Origin of the sequence: Bacillus sp. CR71 (assembly GCF_003429245.1) — a bacterium.
Taxonomy (GTDB): Bacteria; Bacillota; Bacilli; order Bacillales; family Bacillaceae_G; genus Bacillus_A; species Bacillus_A thuringiensis_S.
Genome location: NZ_CP031748.1, coordinates 4,981,859 through 5,000,079 on the forward strand (window position 1 = coordinate 4,981,859; position 18,221 = coordinate 5,000,079).

Below are 18,221 nucleotides of genomic sequence, written 5' to 3' on the forward strand. Positions count from 1 at the left end.
CATCAGCTGTAAATTTAGCCATAGAAAAACTGCACCTCCAATTGTTAGACTGTGTCTAACAATTGGGGTGCAGTTCATTCTCAGCTTGCTCTTTTACTTATGACGACGATTTTTCCCACCAATCGGAATTGGTTTCGCTAAATATTTAATTCGTTCCATAATACGTGCTGCCTTCATTTCTTCAGCCTCACCACGCTGTGTATACGTTAAATGGTGTTCCAGTTGTTTAAAATCAAAATTAGACGTAAAGAACGTCGGTAAGTTTTCTAACATACGGAATTGCAAGATTGCACCAAGCACATCGTCACGCACAAAGCTTGACATTGCTTCTGCCCCGATATCATCTAACATTAAAACTTGTACGCGTTTAACCGCATCAATCTTTTCACCAATCGAATTATCTTGAATCGAACTTTTGATTTCACGTAAAAATTCTGGGAAGTATACGAGCATCGAACTTATTTTCTTTCGAGCAAGCTCGTTCGCAATTGCTCCTAAAAGGTACGTTTTTCCTACACCAAATTTACCGTACAAATATAAACCTTGTGCTTTTTTACCTGGTTCATATGTACTTAAAAATTCATTCGCTGCACCAATTGCATCGATACGTGCATTTAAATCAGAAGGGTCTAAGTTTTCCATAGTTGCCTGTAAAATATCCGTTGGCATATATACACTTTGAACGAGTTTTTCATATTTCTTTCTCTCGTCATGTGCTACTTTTCTAACGCAGCGATCATATTGAATATCAATCATTTTCCCTTGAATAACAAGCTTTGGCTCGTACCCTTGCAGCATATTTTTACATGAACCTAAATCCGGACAATCCACGCAACCTACACTTTGTCCAATATATTCATATAGCTTCACAAGACTGCGCTCAATCATAGAAGTCGTTACTTCACCTTTATGTTCGTCTATAAATTCTTTCACACGCGGATGCGCCATTACTTCTGCCTTTAATACTTCATATCTATTTTTAAATTTTTCATTTCCCATTAATTTTGCAAATGAATTTTGAATATGCTCCATTTTCTCACCTCAAAGAGCGTTCATTCTCTTCTATTAATCACGCTTATATTTTTTTAACACTTCTTCTAATCGTTTTCGTTCATCTTCTAACGTACTTGCATCTTTTTCTACACTTACATCTTTCTTCGCCGTTTCTTTCTCTTGTTCCTTCGGCTCTTCTTCCTTAAGCCAATCTGGTACCATTTCTTTCCGTACCGTTTTCTTCGCCGTACGGCCTTTTTTCTTCGTCTCAGCCCACTCTTGATATTGACGGTTCTCTTCTTTCGCTAACGCCATCGCGTCCGCTACTGTACCAACCTTTTTACGTGCCCAATGCCCAGCAATCTTCTCGACATACGTTTTCGCAAGTTTCATATCTGAGCGTAGCATAACGTAATAAATAAGTACATTCACAACTCCTGGTGTCAATTTTTGATTAATCATGACATCTTCAACGATTTGCAAGTCCGCTTTCGTTGCCTCTGCACCACCAGAAATCTCTTTCAATAATTGTTTTGGCGAGATTTCCTCTAGCTGCTTTATTAGCATCTCCTCTTGCGATGAAGGCTCTTTCTCTTTCATCGTACGTGCAGCATGAGGCTGTACTCTTTCACTTAATACCGGTAATGCTTGACCATTTTCAAATTGATACCAATCGCGAGCTCCTTTTCTAAGCCTTTCCATATCAATTGTTTGCATCTCTGTCACCGCACCAAGAACGATATTTTGCATCGATAACACATCTACACCATACACGTAAGCAAGTGTTATAACGCAGTCTCTTACTTGACCTGTAATCGACTTTTTAGGAACAAGAGCGGACAATCCATCTACAAATAAAGAGAAATCAAAGAAATCATTCCAAACTTTCGGAGCGTCTCCCTTCTCGTTACTTGGCATAGTTGTCGTTTTTGGGATACGAAGATCTTCTTGCGCATGCTCAAGCTGTCCTGGATTAAACGAACCAAACACATCATTGAAAGAGCGCGTAACATTTTCATAAGAAGCAAAATCAAATTCTTCTTCTAAGAAATATTGCTTTACTTGATTATATTTTGTCCGACTCAATCGATTGTATAAAAAGATACTTAAAACAATATCATCAAAAAACTGCTTTGGAGATAAAGGTGGTTGCAACTCATATATGAACATTCGAATATCTTTTTCTTTCTTAATATATACCTTCAAAAGCCCAATTGCCTCTAACTTTACTCGTTCCTCATATATTTCAGGAAGTTGCATTTGCATAGTCACCATAAGGGAATGATGTGTATTCTCTTTTCCAAATACACGATCTTGCTCTAGCTCCCCCCATAGTGTCATGTATAAGCTAAAAGCTCTACTACCTATTAACGGCTGATACAACATCGTTAATACTTTTCGGTCGTAATTATGCAGTAGCCCTTTCGCACTTACTTTATAACGATCAATCGGCAATAGCTCCATCCATGACTGTTTTTCCATTATTGCTTTTCCTTTCTCTCATCCAATCTATCCTCTACTTCATTCGTTCTATCTTCATTATATAAATTCTTAGTGAAAAAGAGCTATTAGCTTACGCTTCTAGCTCTCTTATCCTATTACTTACGGTATGTAAAGAGAATAAAATACAACTTCTACTCTCTTTCTTTTTGCAGTATATCTTTTAATTCTTCAATAAATACATTTAAATCTTTAAATTGACGATATACAGAAGCAAAGCGTACGTAAGCAACATCATCAATATCGCGAAGTTCTTCCATAACAATTTCACCAATCATATCACTTTTCACTTCTGATATACCTAAATTACGCAGTTCACGTTCCACGCTTTGTGTTACTTCTTCTAATTGTCTTAAAGATACTGGTCTTTTTTCACACGCTTTAATTAAACCACGTAAAATCTTTTCTTTATTAAACTCTTCTCGTGTGCCTTCTTTTTTTACAACGATAAGAGGTGACTCTTCTACCCTTTCAAAGGTCGTAAAGCGACTTAAGCAACTTTCACACTCTCTCCTTCTTCGAATAGAGCGCCCCTCGTCTACCGGACGCGAATCTAACACTCTTGTACCATTATGAGAACAGGACGGACAACGCAATTCATTCACTCCTTTACACTATACTCTTTATTTTTCTCTACTCACTTCACCTAAAATATATATACAATATTATATAACTCATTCTAACTCTCTTACCACTTTAAGTTTCAGCGCATCACTTTATCATCTCATCCTTAAAAATAAGATGGTATATAGGGCACTACCTCATTTGCAAGAGTACAATTTATTCAACTAACCAGTACGTTATATTACCTCTTTTTTATAAACTAAAAAAGAGGTGCATTATACACCTCTTTACATTTTAAATCAATTATGTTCTTTTTTAAAGAGCTTTTGTTTCTCTCTGCTTAATTTCGAAGCTACCAGTGCCTCGAGGAAGCTCGATGCTCTCACGCGTTTTCGCGTTTAAACCTTCTGCAATATATTCTGCAGCAACATTTGGATCAATACGATCCCCACAAGTATAAACATCAATACTCGCGTAACCGTGCTCCGGAAAGCTATGAATTGTTAAATGTGATTCCGAGATAATTACTACTCCACTTACACCTTGTGGTGCAAATTTATGGAAAGCAACCTCACGCACTTCAGCACCAGCTCTTAGTGCTGCATCCACAAATAATTGTTCAATATACGGCATGTCATTAAGCTTGTCGAAATCGCAATCCCAAAGTTCAGCGATCACGTGACGACCCATCGTATCCATAGTATCCATTCTACAGTTCCCCCTTGTAAATTTATTCTAACTGTTCGAATTGAAAACTAATTTGCAATTTGGCTTGCTCCACTACCACGGGGGAAAGTTAGTCCAGAGAGGTCCTAACCCTTTAAGTAGTGACTACGTACCTCAGCTCTTAAGTTTACGAGTGTTAGTATACTTTGTTTATTTTCATTTTGCAACAACAGTTTTTTCGATTTTCTGTCATATTTTCCTCTTTACTTTTCCCTAAAAAAAATAAACGATTCACAAATGCAGTAATCACAACGTTTCGTGGTATGTCCACTTTTTAAAATATACTCATATAATTTTTTTCCTTTTCAGAAAAAAATAAAAAAAGAGGGCAAATATTGCCTTGCCCTCCCCCTTATTCACTTAAATGTGTTGCACATTTTCTTGTTTCGCTAACTCTTCAACAACTAACGTTACAAGATCTACAACACGACGAGAGTAGCCCCACTCGTTATCATACCAAGCAAGTACTTTCACTTTACGATCACCCATTACCATTGTAGATAAACCATCAATGATAGCTGAGTGTGTATTTGTATTAAAGTCGATAGATACTAAAGGCTCTTCGCTGAATTCTACAATACCTTTTAACGCACCGTTTGCAACCGTTTTGAAAGCTTCATTAATAGCTTCAACTGTCACATCACGTTTTACGTCTACTACTAAGTCAACAAGAGACACGTTTGGCGTTGGTACACGAAGTGCCATACCATGAAGTTTTCCGTTCAAGTGCGGAAGAACTTTTGCTAGCGCTTTCGCGGCACCTGTCGTTGTCGGAATGATTGATTGTCCGCAAGCACGCGCTCTTCTTAAATCTTTATGTGGGTTATCAATATTTTTTTGGTCATTTGTATAAGCGTGAACAGTCGTCATTAAACCGTTTTCAATTCCGAACTGCTCATCTAACACCTTTACAACAGGCGCTAAACAGTTTGTTGTACAAGATGCATTTGAAATAACAGTATGTTTTGTAATATCTAATTGGTCTTCATTCACACCAACTACAATTGTTACATCTTCATTTTTACCAGGCGCTGTTAAAATAACCTTTTTCGCTCCAGCTTCAACGTGAAGAATTGCTTTTTCTTTTGAATTAAATTTACCAGTTGCTTCAATTACAACTTCAACACCTAAATCTGTCCAAGGCAATTCCTTTGGATCGCGGTTGTTTAAAAGGCGAATCATTTTTCCATCAACTAATAAGTGATCTTCAAATGCTTCTACTGTTCCGTCAAACTTACCATGAACTGTATCATATTTAATTAAGTGTGCTAACGTTTCAGATGGATAGCTTGCATTGATTGCTACAATTTCGAATGCGCTTTCTTTTATTGCTTGACGAAATACCATTCTCCCAATACGTCCAAATCCATTAATTGCCACACGAGTCATAATATGTTATCCCCCTTGAATGCGTTATACTATTTATCTCCAATCCCAATAATAGTATAACACAAAAAGGAGATATGTCACTAAGCATTTTCATTAATTTCACAATTTTTTAGTCAATAATGTTCCATTTCTTTAAAATCACCTGCAATTGTGTTTTCGTTCCCATAATTGTGCCATCATTATTTATCACTTCATCTGCATTTTTCACTTTTTCCGCTAACGGCATTTGAGATTGAATACGCGCCGTTGCTTCTTCTTCGGAAAAACCATTTCGTTTCATCAAACGTTCTAATTGTGTATCAGGAGTAACTGCTACAACTAAAACACGGTCAACGAGACTTGTTAATTTACTTTCAAATAAAAGAGGGATATCTAACACAATCGCTTGCATACTTTCTTTTATGTACATTTCCTTTTGTCTATTCATTTCCTCACGTACTGCAGGATGAACAATTTTGTTTAACTGCAATCGTTTTTCTTCATTATAGAAAACGACACTCCCTAATTTCGGCCGATCCAGTTCTCCGTCTTTTTGCAACACTTCCGTTCCAAATACTTCTACTATTTTGTTATATGCTGGTTTTCCTCGCTCTACAACTTCTCGCGCAATAATATCTGCATCAATAACTGGTATGCTCAATTCACGAAACATTTGAGACACTGTACTTTTTCCACTTGCAATGCCTCCTGTTAATCCAATTACTACTGTCATCATAATCCTCCTCATAATAAAAGGCGCGAAACTAATGTTCCACGCCCATACTTACATTTTCCAAATTCCAATAATAATGAGTAATACTCCAGGCAGGAATGTAAATTTTTGTAACCACTTCATATTCGATAAAACCGTCCCAAGTTTCATTCCAATAAACAAAAACAAAGAACTCATAACTGCAACTAATATCGCCATCATAGCGGGTGCATACCCTAATAAAGATGCACCAATTCCGGCACCAAATGAATCTACAGAAAGAGCGATACCAAGAAGTAATGCTTCTCCTGCAGAAATGGTGCCTGATTTATCAAAATCTGCTACAGTCGGTTTCCGTAAAATTTGAATTACTAGCCCTAGCGAGGCAATCTCTAATTTCCAGACCTTCTCCTCTTGCTTCGGTTCTTCTTTTTTCTCACTTCGAAAAAATTGATATAACACCCAAATCCCTATTCCAATAAGAACAAGCCCACCGATACGCGTTGCGATAACAGGTGAAAATATTTTCGCGATCATATGTCCAATTCCCATTGAAACAAGCATAACAGCCGCTGAACAGATTCCGATAATTATAATTGATTTTAGTGGAATTCTTACGCTTCTTAACCCATATGTTAGCCCTACACTACAGCTATCTAAGCTTAATGTAAAAGCTAATAAAATAAGAGATAAATAAAGGTACATCGGTAAGCTCCTCCCTTATACATAGCTCTGCTGTATGTATATGACAAATGCCTATCCGATGTTATCTCTTTTCTATATTCTAGGCTGACAAATTGGGCAGTAATGCGTTCCTCGCCCGCCAACTACTGTTTTTTCTAATATCGTACCACAAGTTACACACGGCTCTCCTTTTTTTCCATATACATTTAGGAGTTCTTGGAATGAACCAATTTGCCCTTGTGAGTTGATATACGTCCGAATTGTACTTCCGCCACGTTTTACCGCTTCACCTAACGTTGTAACGGTAGCCTCATAAATCCGCTCAATTTCTTCTACTGTTAAAGAAGAAGCTTCCCGTTCCGGATGAATTTGAGAACGGAATAAAACTTCATCAACATATATATTTCCAAGCCCTACTAAAAGACGCTGGTCCAATAGCACAACTTTTATTTTACGATTTGTCTTTTGCAATCTTTCTTGTAAATACTGCGGTGTCAATTCAGCATCAAACGGCTCCGGACCTAAGTCAACAAGAGGCATTTGATTCATCTCTTCACCTTTCTTAAAGAGATGCATCGTACCAAACTTTCTCACATCTTTATAATGTAATTCAGTTCCATCTGTAAATAAGAAACGGACGTGCGTATGTTTATCAATCGGCTCATCCTCTTGATGTAGTAAAAACTTACCTTCCATACGCAAATGTGAAACAATAACATAATTTGTTACATATAGAAGCAAAAACTTTCCTCTTCGCTTTATATTTTCAATCTTCTCGCCTTTTAGCATTTCTTTAAAGATTTCTGCATCATCCGGTCGTTTCACTATTTTTGGATAAGTAACAATAACATCTTCAATCGTTTTTCCTGTTACAAGATTTTCAAGTGTCCGTCTGACGTTTTCAACCTCTGGTAATTCAGGCATTTCATCACTTCCTTATTTTGCGTCGTACCAAGTTGGACCGTAAGAATAATCAACTTTCAGCGGAACTGCGAGTTCAATTGCATGCTCCATTACTTCAGGTACAAGCTGCTCTAATTTTTCAATTTCTTCTTTTGGTGCTTCAAATATTAATTCATCGTGTACTTGTAGAAGAAGACGCGCTTGTAAGCCTTCTTCTTCTAAACGATCTGCCATAATAATCATCGCTTTTTTAATAATATCTGCTGCAGTACCTTGAATTGGTGTATTCATCGCTGTACGCTCAGCAAAGCTACGTAAATTGAAATTACGACTCGTAATTTCTGGAATATAACGGCGACGATTTAATAATGTGGCCACATATCCTTTTTGTTTCGCATCTTTTACGATGTCCTCCATGTATTCTTGTACACCAGGGAAACTTTCTAAATACTTTTCAATAAATTCCGCTGCTGCTTTTCTTGTAATCCCTAAGTTTTGCGAAAGACCATAATCACTAATACCATACACAATTCCGAAGTTAACAGCTTTCGCTTGTCGTCTCATATTTGAAGTTACTTCATCTTTTTCAACGCCAAATACATCCATAGCTGTTTTCGTATGAATATCCATGTCATGTTGGAATGCTTCAACTAGCCCTTTATCATTTGCAATATGAGCTAATACACGCAGCTCGATTTGTGAATAATCAGCCGCATACATAATCCAACCTTCTTCTGATGGAACAAATGCCTGACGAATCTTTCTTCCTTCTTCTAATCGAATCGGGATATTTTGCAAGTTCGGATCCGTCGAACTTAATCGACCTGTTTGTGTTAACACTTGATTAAAACGAGTATGAATTTTAGATGAATCTTCATGTACAACTTTCAGTAAACCTTCAATGTAAGTTGAATTTAGTTTCCCTAATTGACGATAATGTAAAATGTTTGGAATAATTTCATGGTGATCCATAAGCTTATCTAGTACATCAGCTGACGTAGAATAACCTGTTTTCGTCTTTTTAATAACCGGTAAGTTTAAATTCTCAAACAGAATAACACCAAGCTGCTTCGGTGAATTAATATTAAATTCTGTTCCCGCAAGCTTATAAATTTCCTGTTCCATTTCCTTTAATCTGCCTGCAAGTTCTTCTCCCATATTACGAAGACGCTCTGTATCAACTTTTACACCTTTTACTTCCATATCAGCTAATACACGCGCAAGTGGTAATTCTAACTCTGTAAACAGTTCATATTGCTCATTCTTCTCTAACTCTTCAACGAATGTTTGCTTTACATCATATAATACATGCACTTTACGAGCTACATGCTCCGCTACTACTTTTAACTCTGGAACAGCACGCTTCGCACCTTTTCCATAAACTTCTTCGTCAGATTTCACAGCATGCGTTTCTTTCATTTTCGCTACAGTACGGAAATCTTTATCTGTATCAGCCGGATCAAGTAAATAAGCAGCGATTAATAGATCAAAGTCAACCCCTTGTATATCTATACCGTTCCATTTCAGTGCAACGATTGCACGCTTCGCATCAAATGTATGCTTTCTCATCTCTCCATCTGCAAGCCAGTCTTTAAATGCATCTGACTTAAGAGCAATGTCCTTTTGAATAAAGTAGCAACCATTTTCATTTTGAATACCAAAACCTTGAATATCTGCTTTATGATAGTTATCTTCTTGTACTTCAACAATAAGCGCACTATCTTGCTGAAGCATTTCTTCGGTAACTTCTTCCACAATATCAAATGTAATATCATCTAATTCAGCTGGAGCCGTTTCTTCTGGCGTAACACCTAATTTATTTAAAAGAGATGTAAATCCTAAACTCTCGAACATTGGAACGACATCACTTGCTTCATATCCTTTATATTCCATATCATCCACATGCACTGTAATCGGCGCATCTGTAATGATAGTTGCAAGATCTTTACTCATAAGAGCTTGGTCTTTATTTGCTTCCAGTTTTTCTTTTAATTTCTTCCCGCTTACTTGATCTAGATTGTCATACACTTCTTCAACCGTTCCAAACTGTGTTAACAATTTAATCGCAGTTTTTTCACCAACTCCTGGTACACCCGGAATATTATCTGATTGGTCTCCCATTAAACCTTTCATATCGATAATTTGCTTTGGTGATAAGCTATATTTCTCAAATAAAGCTTCTTTCGTATATTCATCTACTTCCGTAATCCCTTTTCGCGGAATACATACAAGCGTGTTATCAGAAACAAGTTGAAGTAAATCTTTATCTCCTGAAATAACTTTTACACTTGCTCCTTGTTCGCTTGCTTCTTTTGCTAGCGTTCCCATAATATCATCCGCTTCATAATTTTCCAATTCATAACGCGGTACGTTGAATGCATCAAGCATCTCACGAATAAACGGGAATTGTTCTGATAATTCAGGTGGGGTCTTTTGACGTCCGCCTTTATACTCACTATATGTTTTATGACGGAATGTCGTTTTACCCGCATCAAATGCTACTAACATATGCGTCGGTTTTTCTTCCTCTAATATTCTCATTAACATCATTGTAAAACCGTAAATTGCGTTCGTATGTATACCTTTGTCGTTATTTAAAAGCGGTAGTGCAAAGAAAGCACGATACGCGATATTATTACCATCTACTAATACGACCTTTTTTTCCAAATCAGAAACCTCCCCATGCAAATTTGAAATGATTTTTTTCACAGAAAAAAACCGTTCCTTTCCTCTCTCTATATTAACATGACTAATAGAGAGAAGAAAAATAACGGTTCTTTTCTTTCATATATAAAACAGACTTATATTGGCATAAAGGGAAGTGACGAGAACAGTTTAACTATTCTCGTCCAAAATTACTCCTTGGATGAAGGGGTTTTCATGTATTATATTAACAGAGCTTTATTAATATTTAATTAAGACATTGTTAATATATTGTAAACATCCTTCATCCTATTTTTCAGTTGCTGATTTCGGTAAAACAACTGTAAACGTTGTCCCTTCTCCAACTTCACTATCTACTGTAATCGTACCTTGATGCGCCTCTACTAAATGCTTTACAATTGATAATCCAAGGCCTGTACCACCAGTATTTCTACTTCTCGCTTTATCCACTCGGTAAAAGCGTTCAAAAATACGCGGAATTTCCTCTTTACTAATACCAATTCCAGTATCCGATACTTTTATATAAGCATTATATTTATCTTCCGCTAACTCTACTGAAACAACGCCTCCAGCCGGTGTATATACGATCGCGTTATTAATTAAATTAATAAAGATTTGTTTCAGACGACTTGGATCTCCAATAACAGAGGCACGTTTTAATACATTCACTTGTAAAGAGATTTCTTTTTCTCCTGCTTTATTATCAAGCACCATATGAATATCTTCAAGCAGCCCCTTCATATCAACGGTTCCCATATTTAATTTAAATCCTTGTTGTTCGATCTTCGACAAATCTAATAAATCTTCAATTAACCCTTGCATGCGCTCACTTTCTTTTAAAATAATGTGCAAGAAATGTTCGCAGAATTTTTTATTATCCATCGCTCCGTCTAAGAGTGTTTCTGAAAAACCTTTAATAGAAGTAATCGGTGTCTTTAATTCATGAGAAACATTCGCTAAAAAGTCTTTTCTCATTTGTTCTAATTTCTTTAACTCTGTTATGTCATGGAATACGAGAACAATCCCTTTCCATTCATGGTTTGTCCCGATAATCGGTGCTCCATATACTTCAAAGTGCTTCCGCTCAATTCCAAGTGGCAATAACATTTGTTTACGCACTTTCACTTCTGTCATAAAGATTTCTTCTACAAGCTCAATAATTTCTGTATGATGAAACGATTCATAATATAAGCGATCTAAATATTCTTCATCTGTTACGTGAAAAGTTTCCTTATAAGAGCGGTTTACAAGGTTTATATATCCGCGGCTATCAATTAAAATCATTCCGCTTCCCATATTTTCAATTAACGTATGCAGACGATCTTGCTGCATTTCTTGTTCCAGTGTCATCTCTTGTAAGTTACGAGCTAAAATATTAATTGCTTTACTCAGCATTCCTGTTTCGTCCGAATGACTTTCGTATGCACGTGCTTTATAATTACCCTTCGCCAATTCAATTGCAACTTTCGTAACTGATTCAATCGGCCTAATATATTGCCCTGTAATTTTCATACCTAAAAATACAACTACGAGACAAGCAATGACAAATCCGATAATTAATAATCCCCACGTTTTTTGATGTACGTCTCTTAAAGGATCGATTGTACTTTTCACCAAAATGTATCCTTGTTTTCCTTCTACATCTTGAACGAACACCGTATGATAAAATTGATTCTTTCGATCTGTCTCTTTCGTAATCACTTTACTTCGTTGTTTTGCCACTTCCGAAGAAAGTTCTTGAATCGTCTCTGGACTAAATGCCAATTCTTGTCCTTTTCTATATTGAACTTTCTTTTTTTCATTCACAAATACGATAGAAGCTGGTATTTTTTCTTCTAACTTTTCAAATACGTATGGATTTTTTAGGACCTTATCAAAACCTTGCTCTTCTGCTAACGCCGCAACATACTCCGTCTCTTTTACCATTCTCTCTTTAGCATGATCTATATAGTAGTTTTCAAACACAGTTTCTAGCAATAAGCCTAGTCCAACTAAAATAAATACAATAAGAGAAACAAATGTAAAAAGAAGCCTGGAACGAAATTTATTCATTCCCTTTTGGCTCCTCTAATTTATATCCTAAACCACGTATCGTTTTAATGTACGTCGGTTTTTTCGTATTTTGTTCAATTTTATCGCGCAAATGGCTAATATGAACATCAACAATTCGTGTATCACCAGCAAAATCGTAATTCCATACAGCACTTAATAATTGATCACGCGTCAACACGCGACTTTTATTTTTCGCGAGATACACAAGTAGTTCAAATTCTTTTGGTGTTAATTCAAGCTTTCTTCCTTGGAAATAAGCCTCATAAAACTCCGGTAAAATTTTAAGTTCTGCAATTGTAATGCTATCTTCATCTGGCGCTTCTGCAACTTGTTCTTCTTGTTGTAATTTCGTGCGGCGCAAAATTGCCTTCACACGAGCAACAACTTCTCTTGGACTAAATGGCTTCGTCATATAATCATCTGCCCCAAGTTCAAGACCTAGCACCTTATCAAACTCATCATCTTTTGCCGTTAACATTAAAATCGGCGTCATAACGCGCTGCAATCGTAATTCTTTACACACTTCCATACCATCCATTTTCGGAAGCATTAAATCTAATATAATTAAATCTGGGCGTTCTGTTGTCGCTTTTTGAAGCGCCATTTCTCCATCCATCGCTGTTATAACTTCAAACCCAGCTTGTTGTAAATTAAATTCAATTAAAGTTAAGATAAATTCCTCATCATCAACTACTAAAATACGATTGTTCATTCTTTTCCTCCAAGTTATAGACTTGAAACCTTCTTCATCCTAGTATTTCCCCCGTTATTCTCATCATACTAGAAAACAAGGTCCCTCTCAATATAATTGTCTATTCATGGAGATCGTTTGTGTAGAATTGAGAAAGTAGACGTAATTACGCTTCACCTGCAACTACACAGGATTTTGCCAAACTTTATAGATTGCTCTCTCTTCTTTAAAGCTCACTTCCGTATGAACTATAAAGTGAAACTTTAATCAGTGGGGGTTGTTCATTCCCCACTGATTATTAGTTGAATCAATCGGGCTTTTACGGGCAGTTGATTCCCGACCTAACTTCTTTGCTTTCGCTGAATTTTGAGGTGGGATCTTACTGCCCGTTAATGCGGGATAAAATCTTGATTTTGTGCTAGGAAAAACGAAAGAGCATACGCTATTTTATAATCTAGCGTTTCATATCCATCAAATAATCTCCCGTACATTTCATTCGCGATCAAATCGCCCCACACTTCAGTTTCTCGTATCGTTTCAAAGATAACTTCTTCTTTTTTCCACCTCACTTAAAAGAATCACTCCTTTCATTGACTTCAATTACCGATATTTATATCATTAATCTTAATATATAAATTAATACAATCAGGAGGTCTATTATGCGACTAATACTACCCATTCTATCTTTAGCAGTCACATGTATCCTTGCTTTCAACGCTCCGAGCTGGGATACGATTAAAACGGGTTGCTCAGAATTTGCTGAAGGGTTCAAAGAAGGATTCTTCAACTAAAAATAGCGCTAGCATCCTTATTCAAGGTATGCTAGCGCTATTCATATTTTCATCTTTTAAAAATTATCTAATGCTTTTTCCATAATGGAAACAGATTTATAAGGTGGCGTTACTGTTAATGAACCCTTTACAACAGTTTCTCCTTTTTCATCATGAGCAGATACAAGCATATCAATTGTATGTTCCTCCTCAGAAACAGCCACAACTTCAAAGTGGATTTGTAACGTTTCATAATGGTGAACATGCTTCACGAACGTAAGGTCCTTCCTAGTAATATGACTTCCTGGACCCGGTAAATATTTCGTAACTGCCGTTGTAATCATTCCCGTTAGCATAATGCTTGGTACAATCGGCTTTTCATACGGAGTTTGGGATGCGTAATCATGCTGAATATATAATGGATTGGCATCATTCGTTAACCCTAAGTACAATAACAAATCTTTATCCTCAATTTTTTCAGTGATAGATAATTTCTCTCCTACTGTAATTTCATCCATTTTACGACCAATTTGAACTTTTTTCTTTAACATGTTACAACCCCCTCCGATTTTTTCACCTTATTATCCTACTAAAAGCGATACCTTATCCGAAATTTACTATGATGAGGGCAATGTATAGTATAAATCTACAGTTTCATTATAGGATATTACAAATGATAGCGTTTTCATATTATTTCAAAAAAACAATTCGGTAAATAGTAGAAAAAGATTCGGAATCCCGAATCTTTTTCACTACTATTCAATTATTAAACAAGAACTTTCATTACGTTACGTACAGATTCTACAGAGCGATCTAACGCTTCTTTTTCATCTGCAAGAAGTTCTAATTCAATAATTTTTTCAATTCCGTTACCACCTAGAATTACTGGTACCCCTAAGTAAAGGTCACTATAACCATACTCACCTTCAAGGTACGCAATAGCTGGTAATACACGGCGTTGATCTTTTAAGATTGCTTCTGTCATTTCAACTAAAGAAGCTGCTGGTGCGTAATATGCACTACCGTTTCCTAATAAGCCTACAATCTCACCGCCACCTTTACGTGTACGTTCTACGATTGCTTCTAAACGCTCTTTCGGAATTAACGTTTCTAACGGAATACCGCCTGCATAAGAATAACGCACAAGAGGTACCATGTCGTCACCATGTCCACCAAGAACAAATCCTGTAATGTCTTTTACAGAAAGATTTAATTCTTGTGCGATGAATGTACGGAAACGAGCTGTATCTAATACGCCCGATTGGCCAATTACACGCTCTTTCGGGAATCCTGCTTCTTTAAATACAGAATATGTCATTGCATCAACTGGATTTGTTAACACAACAATAATTGCATTTGGTGAATGTTTTGCAATGTCGCGCGTAATACTTTTCATAATTTTAGAGTTCGTTGCTACTAAGTCATCACGGCTCATACCAGGCTTACGTGCAATACCTGCTGTAATAACGACAACGTCAGAATCAGCAGTATCTGCGTAATCAGATGTTCCAATAATGTTAGCATCAAAACCTTGTACTGGGCTCGCTTCTAACATATCTAACGCTTTCCCTTTTGTTGGATTTTCCAGTTGTGGAATGTCCACTAATACAACATCTGCAAGTTCTTTTTGTGCTAATAAGAATGCCGTTGTTGCTCCTGTAAATCCTGCACCGATGACTGAAACCTTCTTGCGTTTGATTGTCATAATTTACCCCCCGCTTTAATTATGCGTTTTTGATTATCGCTACATCCATGTTTTTAATAAGCTCATTAGCAAACTCAGAACATTTCACTTCTGTTGCACCTTCCATTAGGCGAGCGAAGTCATATGTTACTACTTTTGATGCAATTGTTTTCTCAACTGAATCTGTTACTAATTTCGCAGCTTCGTTCCATCCTAAGTGTTCTAATAATAATACACCTGAAAGAAGAACTGAAGATGGGTTTACTTTATCTAAACCTGCATATTTTGGAGCTGTACCATGTGTAGCTTCAAAGATAGCATGTCCAGTCACATAGTTAATGTTTGCACCAGGTGCAATACCAATTCCACCTACTTGTGCAGCAAGTGCATCAGAGATATAGTCACCATTTAAGTTCATTGTTGCAACAACATCGAACTCACGTGGACGAGTTAAAATTTGTTGTAAGAAGATGTCTGCAATAGAATCTTTTACGATGATTTTTCCAGCCACTTCAGCGTCTGCCATCGCTTTATTCGCTGCATCTTTACCATCTTTTTCAACAATGCGATCATATTCAGCCCAAGTAAATACTTTGTCGCCGAATTCTTGTTCCGCTACTTCGTAACCCCAGTTTTTGAAAGCACCTTCTGTAAATTTCATAATGTTTCCTTTATGAACTAATGTAACAGAAGAGCGTTTTTCGTTAATTGCATATTGAATTGCAGCACGAACAAGACGCTTTGTCCCTTCTTCTGAGATTGGTTTAATACCAATACCAGATGTTTCTGGGAAGCGGATTTTATTAACACCCATTGCTTCTTTTAAGAAAGCAAGAACTTTTTCTGCTTCTGGAGATCCTTGTGCATATTCAATTCCAGCATAAATGTCTTCTGTATTTTCACGGAAAATAACCATATCAGTATCTTCCGGACGTTTTACAGGTGAAGGAACACCTTCAAAATAACGAACTGGACGTAGACATACATATAGATCTAATTCTTGACGAAGTGCTACGTTTAGAGAACGAATACCACCGCCAACTGGAGTTGTAAGTGGACCTTTAATTGCGATTAAATATTCGCGGATTAAATTTAAAGTCTCTTCTGGTAACCACTCGCCTGTTTGGTTGAATGCTTTTTCCCCTGCAAGCACTTCTTTCCAAACGATTTTCTTCTCACCATCATAAGCTTTTTCAACTGCTGCTTCTATTACGCGAGATGCAGCTGCCCAAATATCAGGACCAATTCCATCTCCTTCAATAAATGGAATAATCGGATTGTTTGGTACATTCATAACACCATTAGTTACAGTAATTTTTTCACCTGTCGTCAATGTGATAACCCCCATGTTTGAAATTTCATATGTATGAAACTGAGGGAATAACCCCTCAGTTCAAACCGTTAGTCAAATTAAAATATTCTAATCATTACATCTTTCCGAAAAAATCAGACTTTTGAAAGCGTATTTTCACTATCAAAATAGTGTTTTTTGCTTATCTTTGTGCGATTGGAACATACACTTGATGCGTTGGTCCATTATAATCAGCACGTGGACGGATTAAACGGTTATTTTCATATTGTTCTAGAATATGAGCTAACCAGCCTGACATACGGCTAATTGCAAAAATAGGTGTAAATAAGTCATGGTCAATTCCTAAACAATGGTATACAGAAGCTGAATAGAAATCAACATTTGGTGGAAGACCTTTTTCTTTTGTTACAATGTCTTCAATTTTGATAGACATATTATACCATTTGTCTTCTCCTAAAAGCACGCATAATCTCTTAGACATTTCACGTAAGTGTTTTGCACGTGGATCACCCTGCTCATACACACGGTGGCCAAAGCCCATGATTTTCACTTTATTTTGAAGAGCATTATGAATATATGATTCTACATTTTCTTCTTCGCCAATTTCAGTTAACATCTTCATTACATTTTCATTTGCCCCACCGTGAAGAGGACCTTTTAATGCACCAATTGCTGCTGTAATACCAGAATATACATCTGAAAGTGTAGCTACGCAAACACGTGCAGTAAATGTAGAAGCGTTTAACTCATGATCTGCATGAAGTACAAGTGCCTTATCAAAAGCTTCAATTTCAACTTCATTTGGCTCGCGATCATTTAACATGTACAAGAAGTTTGCAGCTAATGATAAATCCTTTCTTGGCTCAACAATATCTAAACCTTTACGGATTCTCGCGTAAGCAGCAACTAAAGTTCCTACTTGAGCCTGTAATTTAACCGCTTTCAAATAATTAGACTTTTCATCCATAATTTCAGCGCTCTCATCGTATAATGATAGCATGGAAATTGCAGTTCGTAAAACAGACATCGGATGTGCAATTTTTAAATCTACTTGTTTCAAATATGTTAAAATCTCACCTGGAACTTTATAGTATTCAGATACAATTTCATTAAATTCCGCTAGTTCTTTTTCATTAGGAAGCTTGCGGTGCCATAATAAGTACACTACTTCTTCAAACGTAGCATTCTCAGCTAAATCATCAATATTATACCCAACATAAGTTAATGTATCATCAATAATAGAGCTCACAGATGATGTTGTTGCTACTACCCCTTCTAAACCTCGAATAACAGTCATGACATTCTCTCCTTTTCCTGAAAATTCTCCCAACCTTGCTCCTTATATCTATTTGCTCCCCTTATGAATTATGAACGCCCGTTCACTCTTTAGGCAAGCAAAATGCACGATCATGCAAATTTGTTGCGATGTTCCCCTCTTATTGTCCATGGTTTACATGGAAAGCATGAGCGTGAATGTCTCCCCGAATCCTCACGCTCAAAACAACAAGTTAGTGAGGAAAATACATTCCGAAGAGTTTTATGATAAAAACAACATAAAACAATATCATTATAAAATTGTTTTATGTTGTTTTTATTTT

General features: G+C 36.6%; 17 protein-coding genes. 1 reads left to right on the forward strand and 16 read right to left on the reverse strand.

Annotated elements, in window-relative coordinates; genetic code table 11:
* Window positions 1-93: 93 nt before the first annotated feature.
* The 12 genes from dnaI to DOS87_RS25125 form a co-directional block, all read right to left on the reverse strand.
* A complete protein-coding gene (gene dnaI, locus DOS87_RS25065) occupies window positions 94-1,032 on the reverse strand; it encodes a primosomal protein DnaI (protein ID WP_000400117.1) in 939 nt (312 codons plus the stop codon).
* A gap of 33 nt (window positions 1,033-1,065) precedes the next feature.
* Window positions 1,066-2,475, reverse strand: coding sequence for a replication initiation and membrane attachment family protein (locus tag DOS87_RS25070; protein WP_000415033.1), 1,410 nt, complete (start codon window positions 2,473-2,475; stop codon window positions 1,066-1,068).
* A gap of 152 nt (window positions 2,476-2,627) precedes the next feature.
* Complete coding sequence (gene nrdR, locus DOS87_RS25075; protein ID WP_001203687.1) at window positions 2,628-3,089, reverse strand: transcriptional regulator NrdR; 462 nt, start codon at window positions 3,087-3,089, stop codon at window positions 2,628-2,630.
* A gap of 283 nt (window positions 3,090-3,372) precedes the next feature.
* Window positions 3,373-3,756, reverse strand: coding sequence for an adenosylmethionine decarboxylase (speD, locus tag DOS87_RS25080; RefSeq protein ID WP_002003660.1), 384 nt, complete (start codon window positions 3,754-3,756; stop codon window positions 3,373-3,375).
* Window positions 3,757-4,143: 387 nt separating this feature from the next.
* Window positions 4,144-5,172 carry a glyceraldehyde-3-phosphate dehydrogenase gene (locus tag DOS87_RS25085; protein WP_000198979.1) on the reverse strand — a complete coding sequence of 343 codons (1,029 nt, stop codon included), beginning with the start codon at window positions 5,170-5,172 and terminating at the stop codon, window positions 4,144-4,146.
* A gap of 109 nt (window positions 5,173-5,281) precedes the next feature.
* Window positions 5,282-5,884, reverse strand: a complete 603-nt coding sequence (gene coaE / locus DOS87_RS25090; protein ID WP_000219323.1) for a dephospho-CoA kinase — start codon at window positions 5,882-5,884, stop codon at window positions 5,282-5,284.
* Window positions 5,885-5,935: 51 nt separating this feature from the next.
* Window positions 5,936-6,568: a sporulation membrane protein YtaF gene (gene ytaF / locus DOS87_RS25095; RefSeq protein WP_000281729.1), complete on the reverse strand. Its 633-nt coding sequence runs from the start codon at window positions 6,566-6,568 to the stop codon at window positions 5,936-5,938.
* Between the two features lie 72 nt (window positions 6,569-6,640).
* On the reverse strand, window positions 6,641-7,471 hold the full coding sequence (gene mutM, locus DOS87_RS25100) for a DNA-formamidopyrimidine glycosylase (RefSeq protein ID WP_098578051.1): 831 nt from the start codon (window positions 7,469-7,471) through the stop codon (window positions 6,641-6,643).
* Window positions 7,472-7,483: 12 nt separating this feature from the next.
* Window positions 7,484-10,117, reverse strand: coding sequence for a DNA polymerase I (gene polA, locus DOS87_RS25105; protein WP_000412808.1), 2,634 nt, complete (start codon window positions 10,115-10,117; stop codon window positions 7,484-7,486).
* 285 nt (window positions 10,118-10,402) lie between these two features.
* Window positions 10,403-12,166 (reverse strand): sensory box histidine kinase PhoR, encoded by a 1,764-nt coding sequence (gene phoR, locus DOS87_RS25110; RefSeq protein ID WP_001032097.1) that lies wholly within the window; start codon window positions 12,164-12,166, stop codon window positions 10,403-10,405.
* Window positions 12,159-12,878, reverse strand: coding sequence for a two-component system response regulator PhoP (gene phoP, locus DOS87_RS25115; RefSeq protein ID WP_001065220.1), 720 nt, complete (start codon window positions 12,876-12,878; stop codon window positions 12,159-12,161). Before phoP ends, phoR begins: the two co-directional genes overlap by 8 nt.
* 368 nt (window positions 12,879-13,246) lie before the next feature.
* On the reverse strand, window positions 13,247-13,426 hold the full coding sequence (locus tag DOS87_RS25125; RefSeq protein WP_001267361.1) for a hypothetical protein: 180 nt from the start codon (window positions 13,424-13,426) through the stop codon (window positions 13,247-13,249).
* A gap of 90 nt (window positions 13,427-13,516) precedes the next feature.
* On the opposite strand from DOS87_RS25125, the gene DOS87_RS30380 reads away from it, so the two are divergent.
* Window positions 13,517-13,648, forward strand: a complete 132-nt coding sequence (locus tag DOS87_RS30380) for a hypothetical protein (RefSeq protein WP_001237011.1) — start codon at window positions 13,517-13,519, stop codon at window positions 13,646-13,648.
* A gap of 56 nt (window positions 13,649-13,704) precedes the next feature.
* Here the strand turns inward: DOS87_RS30380 and DOS87_RS25130 are convergent, their stop codons facing one another.
* From DOS87_RS25130 to citZ, 4 genes are all read right to left on the reverse strand, one after another.
* Window positions 13,705-14,178 (reverse strand): MaoC family dehydratase, encoded by a 474-nt coding sequence (locus DOS87_RS25130; protein WP_000914181.1) that lies wholly within the window; start codon window positions 14,176-14,178, stop codon window positions 13,705-13,707.
* A 215-nt stretch (window positions 14,179-14,393) separates the two neighbouring features.
* Complete coding sequence (mdh, locus tag DOS87_RS25135) at window positions 14,394-15,332, reverse strand: malate dehydrogenase (RefSeq protein ID WP_000153232.1); 939 nt, start codon at window positions 15,330-15,332, stop codon at window positions 14,394-14,396.
* A 19-nt stretch (window positions 15,333-15,351) separates the two neighbouring features.
* The gene (icd, locus tag DOS87_RS25140; protein ID WP_000206893.1) at window positions 15,352-16,644 is read right to left on the reverse strand and encodes an NADP-dependent isocitrate dehydrogenase; all 1,293 of its coding nucleotides are present in this window, start codon (window positions 16,642-16,644) and stop codon (window positions 15,352-15,354) included.
* A gap of 160 nt (window positions 16,645-16,804) precedes the next feature.
* Window positions 16,805-17,953, reverse strand: a complete 1,149-nt coding sequence (gene citZ, locus DOS87_RS25145; RefSeq protein WP_000503651.1) for a citrate synthase — start codon at window positions 17,951-17,953, stop codon at window positions 16,805-16,807.
* Window positions 17,954-18,221 lie beyond the last annotated feature (268 nt).